Annotated in this window: 9 protein-coding genes and 2 CRISPR repeat arrays; of the genes, 5 read left to right on the top strand and 4 right to left on the bottom strand. The window is 29.7% G+C overall.

The genetic code is table 11. The annotated features are described in order from the left end of the window. The first annotated feature begins 252 nt into the window (after window positions 1-252). From Q0049_RS15865 to Q0049_RS15845, 5 genes are all read left to right on the top strand, one after another. Window positions 253-1,353: a slipin family protein gene (locus tag Q0049_RS15865; RefSeq protein WP_367179001.1), complete on the top strand. Its 1,101-nt coding sequence runs from the start codon at window positions 253-255 to the stop codon at window positions 1,351-1,353. 79 nt (window positions 1,354-1,432) lie between these two features. Next, the gene (locus Q0049_RS15860) at window positions 1,433-1,987 is read left to right on the top strand and encodes a metallophosphoesterase (RefSeq protein ID WP_298121977.1); all 555 of its coding nucleotides are present in this window, start codon (window positions 1,433-1,435) and stop codon (window positions 1,985-1,987) included. 29 nt (window positions 1,988-2,016) lie between these two features. Next, on the top strand, window positions 2,017-2,562 hold the full coding sequence (locus tag Q0049_RS15855) for a 3'-5' exonuclease (RefSeq protein WP_298121974.1): 546 nt from the start codon (window positions 2,017-2,019) through the stop codon (window positions 2,560-2,562). A 96-nt stretch (window positions 2,563-2,658) separates the two neighbouring features. Beyond that, window positions 2,659-3,840: a hypothetical protein gene (locus Q0049_RS15850; RefSeq protein ID WP_298121973.1), complete on the top strand. Its 1,182-nt coding sequence runs from the start codon at window positions 2,659-2,661 to the stop codon at window positions 3,838-3,840. Then, window positions 3,840-4,991: a WG repeat-containing protein gene (locus Q0049_RS15845; RefSeq protein ID WP_298121971.1), complete on the top strand. Its 1,152-nt coding sequence runs from the start codon at window positions 3,840-3,842 to the stop codon at window positions 4,989-4,991. The genes Q0049_RS15850 and Q0049_RS15845 overlap by 1 nt, the downstream gene beginning before the upstream one ends. A 181-nt stretch (window positions 4,992-5,172) precedes the next feature. Here Q0049_RS15845 and Q0049_RS15840 read toward each other — a convergent pair whose 3' ends face one another. The 4 genes from Q0049_RS15840 to Q0049_RS15825 all read right to left on the bottom strand — a co-directional run bounded on the left by Q0049_RS15840 (window position 5,173) and on the right by Q0049_RS15825 (window position 9,579). Continuing rightward, a complete protein-coding gene (locus Q0049_RS15840; protein ID WP_298121968.1) occupies window positions 5,173-5,652 on the bottom strand; it encodes a hypothetical protein in 480 nt (159 codons plus the stop codon). 257 nt (window positions 5,653-5,909) lie between these two features. Further along, window positions 5,910-7,925: a M48 family metallopeptidase gene (locus Q0049_RS15835; RefSeq protein WP_298121966.1), complete on the bottom strand. Its 2,016-nt coding sequence runs from the start codon at window positions 7,923-7,925 to the stop codon at window positions 5,910-5,912. 352 nt (window positions 7,926-8,277) lie between these two features. Beyond that, complete coding sequence (locus tag Q0049_RS15830) at window positions 8,278-8,859, bottom strand: RDD family protein (RefSeq protein WP_298121964.1); 582 nt, start codon at window positions 8,857-8,859, stop codon at window positions 8,278-8,280. A 105-nt stretch (window positions 8,860-8,964) separates the two neighbouring features. Next, a complete protein-coding gene (locus Q0049_RS15825) occupies window positions 8,965-9,579 on the bottom strand; it encodes a hypothetical protein (RefSeq protein WP_298121961.1) in 615 nt (204 codons plus the stop codon). Between the two features lie 165 nt (window positions 9,580-9,744). Continuing rightward, window positions 9,745-10,094: direct repeats of the CRISPR family, unit length 46 nt; unit sequence GTTGTGAATTGCTTTCAAAATTGTATCTTTACTTATAATTCCCAAC. Between the two features lie 105 nt (window positions 10,095-10,199). Beyond that, window positions 10,200-12,067: direct repeats of the CRISPR family, unit length 46 nt; unit sequence GTTGTGAATTGCTTTCAAAATTGTATCTTTACTTATAATTCCCAAC. Between the last annotated feature and the right edge of the window lie 92 nt (window positions 12,068-12,159).

Here is a 12,159-nt window from a genome sequence, read left to right as displayed (position 1 = left end):
AAAGATTGCGTACAATTTTGAATTTGTAAAATAGAATGGCAAACCAAGGTAAAGGAAAAACAAACACTTTGTTTTCCGTCGGAATCTGAGGATGAGGACAAACAGGTTTTTTTAAAAAAATGGCACTTCGACTGCGCTCAGTGTGACAAAGTTGTATGATGCAGGCAAATAGAAGTTATTAAAAAAATAATGGCTGTAAGATTTTTGAGTCGCTTTGTGCCTTGGAGTCTTTGTGGCAAAAAAAAAATAGAAATGATGATTAAAAGAATTAAAGTGAATGCGTACCAAGTAGGTTTAGTGTTCAAAAACGGAAAGTTGAATGAAGTATTGCAAGAAGGTATTTCTTGGGTTTTTGGCAACAAAAATGTATTGATTTATGAAATGAAAAATTCATTTGTAGCTCCAATAGAATTGAACATTTTGTTGCAAAATGAGCAGTTAGCATCCATGTTAGAAGTTATTGAGGTAGCTGATAATGAAATTGCTTTGTACTTTGTCAATGGCATTTTTAAAGAAGTTTTGGCAACTGGAAGGTATGCTTTTTGGAAAGGTTATGCAGAAAACAAATTTGTGAAAGCCGATTTGTCTAAAGTAAATATCACGGAACAAATTCCAGTTACTTTATTGGAAAATTTGAAAGTGAGACCATTCACAAGGAAATTTCAAGTATTTAACTATGAAAAAGCGTTGTTGTTTGTTAACGGTTCTTTTGTGAAAGAATTAACTGCTGGAACTTATTACTTTTGGAATAATGCAATTTCAGTTGAAGTAAAAGGTGTAGACATCAGGCAACAACAAATGGAAATTTCAGGTCAGGAATTATTGACTAAAGATAAAGCAGCATTGCGAATTAATTTCTTTGTAAACTATCAAGTAGTTGATGTTATAAAAGCATTGGTTACCAATAAAGAGTTTGACAAACAGTTGTATGTAACCATGCAATTGGCTTTAAGAGCTTTTGTAGGTACTTTTACTTTGGATGAATTGTTGAACAGAAAAGACACTATTTCAAAAGAAGTTTTGGAACAAGTAACTGATAAAATCAGCAATTTAGGTTTGGTTGTTTTCAACGCAGGAATCAGAGATGTTATCTTGCCTGGTGATATGAAAGAAATCATGAATCAAGTATTGGTTGCTGAGAAAAAAGCCCAAGCCAACAGCATTATGAGGCGTGAAGAAACTGCGGCCATGAGAAGTATGTTGAACACTGCCAAATTGATGGAAGAAAACGAAATGTTGTGGAAATTGAAAGAGATGGAATACGTTGAAAAGATTGCTGATAAAATTGGTGAAATCACCATTTCAGGTTCTGGAAACGTCATCGGTCAATTGAAAGAAATTTTCGTTAAATAAGAAAAACCACGAGTAGGAAACTGTTCGTGGTTTAAGTTTAACTAGTAAAGTGGCGAACACTTTAAAATAAATGATAAAAATGAATCAAAAAATATTTTTTACGTCGGATCATCACTTTGGTCATACGAATATTATTAAGTTTAGCGAGCGACCGTTTCAAACCATAGAAGAAATGGACGAAGAGCTTATTAAGCGATGGAATGTAAAGGTAAGTGCAAGCGATATTGTGTACCATTTAGGTGATATTTCTTTGGCGCGACCAGAACGAACTAAAGAAATTTTAGACCAATTGAATGGCACCATATTTCTTGTAAAAGGTAATCACGACAAATCGGCGTTGAGTTATCCTAAGCGATTTCAGTGGATAAAAGACTACTACGAATTGAATGTAGCCGATGAAGAAGCTCCAAATGGCAAGCAGAAAATCATATTATTTCATTACGCTATGAAAGTTTGGAGAAGTTCATTTAGAGGAACTTGGCATTTATATGGACATTCACATGGTCATTTATTTGACGATCCCACTTCAAGGTCTTTTGATGTTGGTGTCGATTGCCACAATTATGCACCACTTTCATATGAAGAAGTCAAAAGTATTATCTTAAAGAAAGATTGGAAAGCGCCTTTTGGCTAAAGAGAAGATTAATTTTAAATTTAAAAAAAATGAAAACTACAGATAAAATTATAATTATTGACCTTGAAGCCACATGTTGGCAAGGTCCAGTTCCGCAAGGACAAGAAAACGAAATCATCGAAATAGGGTTAGCAGTTTTAGATACGCTGACAGGAACTATTTCAAAAAACAAAGGTATTTTAATTCGTCCGCAACGATCAAAAGTGAGTCCGTTTTGTACCGAATTGACAACGATAACTCAAGAATTATTGGATTCAAAAGGTGTTTCATTTGAGGAAGCTATTGAGCAATTAGTTGACGAGTATCAACCCGATTTATATACTTGGGCGAGTTATGGTCAGTACGATTTAAACATGCTTAAAAAACAATGCAATTCTTTTGGAGTTCCATATCCAATGGGTGATGAGCATATTAACGTTAAAGTTCTATTTGCTGATGTTTATGGTTTAAAAAAACCAACAGGAATGAATGGTGCATTGCATATGTTGAACTTTCCCCTTGAAGGAACGCATCACCGAGGTGTTGACGATGCTAAAAATATTGCGAGGATTTTGCATTGGTGTTTGCAAAATTAAATAAGGAAAACCATGAGTAGTTGCTCGTGGTTTTTTGTTTCCTTTGTTTTGTGTTATGTACTGATATTGTATATTTGAAACCTCAAAACCATCAAAATGAAGTTTAAAATTCTATTGTTTTTTTATTTTATAAGTTTTTCCTCTTTTGGTCAGAATATTATTTTTAAAGTAGATGATAAAGATTGGGAAGTATCACCTAAAATAGTTTTGCAAAATGAAGAAGACAAGAAGTTTAAAATTAAATTTTCGAGTTTAGATGACGGAAAGTATTTTGTCATCAACCGATTGCTCTATGGAAATAAAAAGGCAAAAGCGTTGGCTTATTTCAAAGAATTTGATGTGTATGTGGTTAGAGAAGCATTTGATTTAAAATATTACACTTTCAAAGAAGCGTTCCCAAAAGGAGGATTTTATAAAGATGGTACTTTGAAAACTATTTTCGGACAAAAAGCAGAACGGTATTCACTTGATAATGATGTTTTAGATTTCAAAATTTGGATTACTGATGGCGTTCAAGTGGATGATAAATTTGTGAGTTTCTTAAAAGATATGGGTTTGTTGCGAAATATTCCTAATAATAAAAAAATTGTCGCTTTATCTATGCAAGGATTGGAATTGGAATTATCAGATTTAAAAATTGCAACAGAAAAGGGTAGAACTGTTGCTGATTTGGAAGATTTTCTAGTTACTTTCAAAGAGAAAGAAGATGCCATTAGCGATTGTTTAGAAGCTCTACCTAAAATAAACGATAGTATAATCTCAGGATTTGATACCACAGTTTACAAAAGCTTTTTTTATAAAATCACGCAAAACGGTGTTTATGTTGAACGATTTGACAAGAAAACTCAGAACTTTACAACTACATCCTATTCAAGTGAGGATGGAACATTGCAGCTCCATCTTTTTTCAAAATTTAATGAAAACGGTAGCAATGCAAAATTTTATGATTATAATTTGAAGAAAGTATATTATTGTAAATTTGTGGATAATGAGGTAACAGTACTTACCTCACAGACAATTAAAATTAATGAGTGTGATGCAAATCAACTTAAATTACTTTCCTCTTCTGATATTTCTAATTTTTATTACAAAGGAAGTTCGAGCAAATTCAATTTGATTAAATATGAATTGGATGAAAAAAATTATCCCAAGTTTGCCAATTGGAATTTTAAAAATGGATTTGTTAAATCACGCCATTCTTTAGATAAATATTTAAATCAAGAAACAGTAACGCGTACCATAGAAAAAGGTACTTTCACTTTCAATTTTAGTAAGTAATGAAGAAGATCGTTTTTATAGTATTAGTTTTTACGAGTTTGGTTTCAAATGCGCAATTGAAAGATGTTTTGGTACCCTACAGAAAAGCATCGCTTTGGGGTTTTAGTGATAGTAATGGCAAAATTGTAATTACACCTGTCTATGATAGTGTCACTTTGTTTGAAAGTGTGATTAATAGACAAAAAAGTGTTTCTATAAAGTATTGTAAGGTCTTTCAAAATAATAAAGTGGGAATGTTGACTGATGACAACAAGCTTTTGTTTCCTATTCAATATACTGATTTCAAATTTGAATACGATTCCGATCGATTTACGATAATTGATGCCAATGGTAAAATGGGTTTGAGAGATTTTAATACCGTTTATCTTCCTATTGAGTATGAAAGTATCAAAGGAGTAAGAAATGAATCGTATGTCATCCAAAAAAACGGAAAGTTAGGTTTAGCCGATTACTATGGTAAAATTGTAATTCCGATGATTTATGACCAATTGAATTATGTTTCAAAAGACGAGAAATCATGTAAATGGAAAGTAGTCAATGAGCAAGAAACGAAATATGTTTTTACACCACTTTTTAATGAGGATGATTTAATACAATATTCTACAGCAGCGGGTACAGGTGAAATGATAGATTCCAATTCTTCAACGCAAAATGAATTAACTACAAAATATGATTGGGTTGAAAAGCATAAAAAGTTTGATTATGCTTTTATTTTTAAGGAAGAAAAGAAAAATGCCTACCAATATGGATTTGAAAATTCAAAGTCTAGAAATAGGTTTAAAGGTTTGGACTCAAAGTTGGAATTTTTAGATGATTATTATGATGAAAAAACACAAAGCCAACATTTTATATTGAAGTTTAGAAAAGAGGATAAGTTTGGAATCATTGATGAAACAGGAATTGTATTAGTGCCAGCTAAATATGATGCAATTTATTGTGATAGAATAAAATGCAAGTTAAGTATGGACGAGTTGAATGGCTATTATTTTCCAAAAAACAAAGTCTATTTTGAAGCTAAATATAACGGTTCTATTGGGTCAAGATCCATAGAAAATTATCCTTTGCCTGATTTTGAAATCATTGGTGTTTATGAAAACTCAAAAAAAGATTGGTATTATATTGGTGATAATGGAGTGATTTTTAAGGAGTAGGTTTTGGAAGAAAGCGGGAAGATGGAAGAGAGAAGCGGGAAGAAGGAAGATTGAAGAAGGAAGATTGAAGATGGAAGAAGGAAGCGGGAAGCGGTAATACATTTAAAATTCTCCTAAAAACCAATTATATCCTTCAATTTTTTGATATTCTTTAGATTTTTGTTGCACTTTGTGTAATCTATTATTTTTGTAATTTCAATATTTGTTTTCCAAAAATAGAGCTATTGAATTCTATTCTGTCTTCAAAAACCACAGATTCAGTTGGTGGATCAACAAGAACATTGTCAATTTGTTCAGCTTTTAAATCGGTACACTCAACATACATATCATCAAAAATCAGAATAATATCGTTACGCCTTTCTATGTAAGGTAGTTGAGTTGCTCTTTCATGTCTTATTAAACATTTATTGATCAGGTCAAATGCGCACCATTCGATACTTCCACTATAAAATAATATGCTAGTTTCAGGAATGAATAAAAAATTACTTTTTTCAATATGACTGTGTTCTGTTAAATCAAATTTTAATCTAATACTTGTTCCATTGAATTCAAGAATAACTTCGGTAGATTTTTCTATTACATCATTTGAATAGGTTTTCTCCTGATGTAAAATATCAAAATCATTAGACGAAATAATATGATTGAAGTTGTTGATTGTCATTTAATTATAAATGGTAACGAAGTTATTTTAGTGTTTATGAAACATCTATTCTAAAATAAAGGAACTAAAAAGGCTTTTTGTCCACAACCACCACAAAATTTATCTGTGAGTACTTTTCCGCAGTTAAGAAAGTTATTTTTTGACATTGATTTTACACGGTATAAGGTTTACATGTTTATTATCAACTCTAACAAATATATTAAAATTATTAAACCCAACTTCAGTTCGAGTAATTTTATAAAATGGAAATGCAATTTTTATTTTGATAAAAGTTCTGCTTGAAAGTTCAATAAATCTTTTTTTAGAAAAAAATAATTGCGTGAAGTATAGTAACTAAAGTCATTAATTGCATTAGATAGTATATGAAGTTCTTTATCTCGGTATTCATTATTTGAAAAATAAACATAATCTTCTTTTAAGTAGTTTTCAAAATTCTCTCTGCTAGAAGCTGAGATATCCGATTGTAAAAGCGGGTTTTCTAGTATAAGTTTTATTTCTTTTTTTAATTCGGTTTCTATTTTTTTAAGTGTTTTTAAATTAGTTACTATTGTTTCAAATGGAGTACTTACTCTTAAAAACTCAGTTGCTTCTATTAAATTAGTGTATAACTCGGCTTTTTTATCGTGTAGCTGATCATTAGCAAACAATTGATTGTATTTCGATTTTAATTCCGATCCTACTTCTTTATCTTTGGCTAATTGATAAAAATGAGAAAATATTGCTACATCATTATTGGTTATTTTAACCTTTAATTCTTCTATTTCTTTTTCGATTTTCGGTAATAATAAACTACTTTCTTGTGCTTTATATTTTTTGCCGTCATAATCAAATGTCTTGATTGCAAAAGTTTTGTTATCGATGTTAACCAACATGTTTTTATCATTTTCAAGAGCAATATAATCATAAATCATATCGATGTTTTCTTTGTTGAAAAAGTATTCAAAATTGTGATTTTGATTTACTACTCCTGTAGCTGTTACAATGTCAAAATAGTTCGGATTTTTATGATCGTAATAGCCATTGTATATTTTGTTGAAAGAGTTATCTTCAAAATCGGTATGGTATTGTGTTTTAAAATCTTCAATTTGTAAACTAGTTAGTTGATCTGCATTATCTACAAACGAAAACAACTTTTTGGTTAAGTTTTCTTGAAGTTTTTCTATATCACTAAATAGTAAATTAGCCAATTGCTCCTTTGTGCTATTTTTGGTAATATTTAATCGTTCTAGATTTACGATACGTTCTTCAGTACTTGGATGCGATGCCCATTGGTCTTTGATAACGAGTTTTGATTTATTAAACTTACTTAAATCTAGTGGAGAAACTACTGGTAAATCGTTTTTAATTGGTAAAGAACTTTTATCTGCTAAAAATTTCAAAACATAGCTTTGCTCTTTATATAAATTGCTACTTCTTATATTTTCGATTAATTTGTTTTCATAAAAACCAAGCACCGAATTGAAGGAATGATTTGCTAAATCCATTCGTAATAAGGATTCTTTTAATGGTATATAACCAGCAACATTTGCAGCAACTTCATCGGCATGAAATTCCATTTCTCTAGAAAGTGCTAAATAGTTGATGTTTATGAATTCGTACATTTTCTTTAAAATCCACTGAATTCCTTCAATTATTTTTACAGCAATAATCACAAAAATTGAAAAATAACCACTAATATTTGCCCATTGTTGAATCATTTTATCAAACGATTCATTGTCGTAAAGCATGTTAAAAATGACTTGATTTACATTGTAAACGTAGCTACCCACTTTCATGCTTTTTTGTGAAAAATGACCAAACTCATGAGCCATAATTGCTTTAAATTCTTGCTCCGTGCAGGTATTTACTAAACCCAATCCAATTTGTAAATTCTTTTTGATTGGAAAAAACATACTCCAAAAGCTTGAGTCATAAAATACACTAGCATTTACATCAGAGGAAAGATATATTTTTTTCGGAAAATCTGTTTCTACTTCTTTTACAATTTCATTGATAAAGTGAAACAATTTTGGTTCTGTTTTTTCTGTAATTTCAGTTAAATGACTTAGGTCTGTTTTATGTTTTTTGAAAATAAATTTGAACAAGAAAGCTAAAATAAAAAAGCCTAAACTTGCCAAGCCTATTCCAAAACCTATAGTAATTGCATTTAGTTTAAATGTAATGATATAAAATCCTCCTATAACACTAGCTATTGTTAGACCAATTGCTAAGAGTAAAAGCAAAATGTAAACTATTAAAAATAAAACAATTGATACAATTGCTTTTGTTGTCATTTTTTTAAAATTATTCGAAATTTCAATGTTCATTAATTCTACTTTTAATTGTAACTACTACTTTAATCAAGGTTGATTTTCCTACAATAGTAATAAATATTTATTAATCATGTAAGAAAATAAACTGTATTTTGTTATTTAATTTTATTTATTTATTAATTTTTGTGTAAAAGGTTCTCGATATAATTCTCTTTTTCAAAAGCTAGCGTTTTTAAACCAGAAAACCACTCGAACTGACGTTAGTGTTACTTTAATCATTTTTTTAATTAATCAATTCATTTTGAGTGATTTATAAAATGAAAAATGTAATTTTTATAAACAATTGAAACTGCTCAAGGATGAAAGCAGATGATTAGTCTTTAATTACCGTTGTATTGGAAATTTTATCATGAAAACCGTTTTTGGTGAAAAGAAACGAAACCCTGTCAAGTGGAATTAAACGGCAGCATGTTCTAATTATGATATCGTTTAGACTTGGTTTTTTACCATATAAATTAACTACTTTGGTTTTGGTTATAAATTTTCCAATAGTTTTTTGAAACTTGAATTCCATTATAATGTAATACAAGAAGAAAGCGAGTAGGAGTATACCCCAAATAAGTAAATCATTATTTAAATCAATAGTAAAAATAATGTTAATCAGCATTGCAATAACAAAGAAAATTATCCAAAAAGAAACTAAATCTACAATAAAGTTAACAATCCTTGAAGCAGTGCTAACTTCACTTTGATTCAATTTATTTTCAATTCGTTTCTCAATTAGAGCTTTTGTGGCAATGGTTTCAAATTTTGCACTATCGATATCTCTTTTTTCAATTTCTTTTTGAGCACTGGCAATAGCTTCCTTTTGATACTTGTGTACATCGACCGTTACTATTTTTATTAACTCGCCATCTGATTTATTTGACATGATGTGGTCAAAATTTGTAATCATAGTTTTTGGTTTTAATTAAAGTTAAAACATCAACAGACATTATAGATTTAGTTGCCTGTCATGATAGTATTAAATGCTTTGGAGATCAGATGTGTTCGTATTGATTCAAGATTCAATTCCAAGTAAAACTTGAATTTTTACATCTTCCATTTTATAAACTTCTGCCGAACTTAAAACTAAATCACCAATATCGTGACCCCAAATTCCATACGTTCCATCAGTTTCATTTCTATTAATTATACCTTCTCTTTTTTCAATAGGAATTGTTTTAGTTTTTGCGGAACTTTCTTCAACTTTATAAATTTCGTGATATTTTTTACTGATTTCAAGTACAAGTTGCTTTTTTGTAAATCCTTTTCCAGAACTTTTTATTATAAATTCAACAGGTTTATTCAACGGATAATCAATTATCAATATTATCTCTGAATAGGTTATAACAACTTTGTCTGCATCAATGAGGCGATTTATTTCATCTTTTGTTTTTTCAATACTTATCCATGGAATAATACCATCCTCAAAATCCTGTACTTCATCTTTATTAGCATGAATTCCAAATTCAATGGTTCCAATTAATTCACCTTGATTATTTTGTACATTACTGAATTCTTGCTCTTTTGCATTTAAAGATTCAACGTCAAGCATTGCTTTTTCTTCAGAAGTTTTATTAAAATTACAGCTTGTTAAGAAAGCAAGAACAAATACTACTTTGATTATTTTCATTAATGAGAATTTTTAATTACCGATACGTTTTCTTACTTACCGTATGTTGCTGATGACAGCACGAACCAAACAAATCTAATGATTTTTTTAAAATAAAATTGTAGTGATTAGAAATCTTTACTTATAATCCCCAAAGCTGCACTTGGAATTTCAACAGATTTACCTGTTGTGAATTGCTTTCAAAATTGTATCTTTACTTATAATTCCCAACAATAACGTTAAAAGTAAGTGCGCAGCTCCAGTTGTGAATTGCTTTCAAAATTGTATCTTTACTTATAATTCCCAACTATTAAATTGAACGGCTTTTAAATAAATTCGTTGTGAATTGCTTTCAAAATTGTATCTTTACTTATAATTCCCAACTGCGAATACACAAGCAACTAAACAGTATTAGTTGTGAATTGCTTTCAAAATTGTATCTTTACTTATAATTCCCAACAGAACGGCACAAAAAGAGTTTCAAACTCTAGTTGTGAATTGCTTTCAAAATTGTATCTTTACTTATAATTCCCAACATGCTTGATGATGTTGCTTTAATGCGTTCTGTTGTGAATTGCTTTCAAAATTGTATCTTTACTTATAATTCCCAACAATTAACTGAAGCATTAATAAACCTATGAGTTGTGAATTGCTTTCAAAATTGTATCTTTACTTATAATTCCCAACAACTCAAATATTTAGGTTATGCACAAGTTAGTTGTGAATTGCTTTCAAAATTGTATCTTTACTTATAATTCCCAACCTTCGTCCTTTGTTAAGCATTGTAAAATATGTTGTGAATTGCTTTCAAAATTGTATCTTTACTTATAATTCCCAACGTTGTTTAATAAATGTAGAAATCATTTTGAGTTGTGAATTGCTTTCAAAATTGTATCTTTACTTATAATTCCCAACCAGGTTGCATACATTGATTATGAACAAGGCGTTGTGAATTGCTTTCAAAATTGTATCTTTACTTATAATTCCCAACACACCTGTTGAAAAAAGTAAGCTAGAAGCAGTTGTGAATTGCTTTCAAAATTGTATCTTTACTTATAATTCCCAACACGCTGAATTGTTGTTTCTTCTATGCAAAGGTTGTGAATTGCTTTCAAAATTGTATCTTTACTTATAATTCCCAACTAGATAAACTTTCATATATTGGAACATATAGTTGTGAATTGCTTTCAAAATTGTATCTTTACTTATAATTCCCAACAGCCTTTTCTTTATTTATAGTTTGACCAACGTTGTGAATTGCTTTCAAAATTGTATCTTTACTTATAATTCCCAACATATAAACCCAAAATAAAGTCAGAACTTTAGTTGTGAATTGCTTTCAAAATTGTATCTTTACTTATAATTCCCAACACGAACTAAATAAACATATTTATAGTTTAGGTTGTGAATTGCTTTCAAAATTGTATCTTTACTTATAATTCCCAACCTAAAATACAACGTTGCTTAGGTTCAATTAGTTGTGAATTGCTTTCAAAATTGTATCTTTACTTATAATTCCCAACGGAAGATACAAATTACAATTAGATATGTTCGTTGTGAATTGCTTTCAAAATTGTATCTTTACTTATAATTCCCAACTCGGACCAATATACCAATAGATTACTTAAGGTTGTGAATTGCTTTCAAAATTGTATCTTTACTTATAATTCCCAACTCAGCATGGAAAACATAAATAGGAGAACCGTTGTGAATTGCTTTCAAAATTGTATCTTTACTTATAATTCCCAACTTTATCTTGGTACTTAACAGTATATCTCTCGTTGTGAATTGCTTTCAAAATTGTATCTTTACTTATAATTCCCAACCGGTAATTGGTATAGATGAAAACGAACAAAGTTGTGAATTGCTTTCAAAATTGTATCTTTACTTATAATTCCCAACTTAAGGGATAATTTGCAGGCAATAATTTCTGTTGTGAATTGCTTTCAAAATTGTATCTTTACTTATAATTCCCAACATGATTTTCCTTTAAAGCTTGGAGCATTAAGTTGTGAATTGCTTTCAAAATTGTATCTTTACTTATAATTCCCAACTTACTGAATTAGGTTCACGAGCAACTAACAGTTGTGAATTGCTTTCAAAATTGTATCTTTACTTATAATTCCCAACTACAGAATAAATGAATTGACACCTGTTGAAGTTGTGAATTGCTTTCAAAATTGTATCTTTACTTATAATTCCCAACCCAACAAATACTGATATGTTTTATTCTACTGTTGTGAATTGCTTTCAAAATTGTATCTTTACTTATAATTCCCAACTAATCCACATGAGTAAACTATCTGCAGAAGTTGTGAATTGCTTTCAAAATTGTATCTTTACTTATAATTCCCAACGAGATTGTCAATAGATATTATTTGACTATAGTTGTGAATTGCTTTCAAAATTGTATCTTTACTTATAATTCCCAACCGCACCTGTAACACCAACAACAGTTAAAGAGTTGTGAATTGCTTTCAAAATTGTATCTTTACTTATAATTCCCAACTATAAATTTAATGGCTCGTGGTTTAACAGAGTTGTGAATTGCTTTCAAAATTGTATCTTTACTTATAATTCCCAACAAGTAGAGGAAAAAAG

The sequence above is a fragment of the Flavobacterium sp. genome (assembly GCF_027484205.1).
Classification (GTDB): domain Bacteria; phylum Bacteroidota; class Bacteroidia; order Flavobacteriales; family Flavobacteriaceae; genus Flavobacterium.
This window is presented reverse-complemented; position numbering and strand designations above follow the sequence as displayed.

Coding starts and splice junctions, on each gene's coding strand:
- Q0049_RS15840 (WP_298121968.1), bottom strand. CDS start 5,652: ATGACAATCAACAACTTCAATCATATTATTTCGTCTAATGATTTTGAT.
- Q0049_RS15830 (WP_298121964.1), bottom strand. CDS start 8,859: ATGATTACAAATTTTGACCACATCATGTCAAATAAATCAGATGGCGAG.
- Q0049_RS15855 (WP_298121974.1), top strand. CDS start 2,017: ATGAAAACTACAGATAAAATTATAATTATTGACCTTGAAGCCACATGT.
- Q0049_RS15850 (WP_298121973.1), top strand. CDS start 2,659: ATGAAGTTTAAAATTCTATTGTTTTTTTATTTTATAAGTTTTTCCTCT.
- Q0049_RS15825 (WP_298121961.1), bottom strand. CDS start 9,579: ATGAAAATAATCAAAGTAGTATTTGTTCTTGCTTTCTTAACAAGCTGT.
- Q0049_RS15860 (WP_298121977.1), top strand. CDS start 1,433: ATGAATCAAAAAATATTTTTTACGTCGGATCATCACTTTGGTCATACG.
- Q0049_RS15865 (WP_367179001.1), top strand. CDS start 253: ATGATGATTAAAAGAATTAAAGTGAATGCGTACCAAGTAGGTTTAGTG.
- Q0049_RS15845 (WP_298121971.1), top strand. CDS start 3,840: ATGAAGAAGATCGTTTTTATAGTATTAGTTTTTACGAGTTTGGTTTCA.
- Q0049_RS15835 (WP_298121966.1), bottom strand. CDS start 7,925: ATGACAACAAAAGCAATTGTATCAATTGTTTTATTTTTAATAGTTTAC.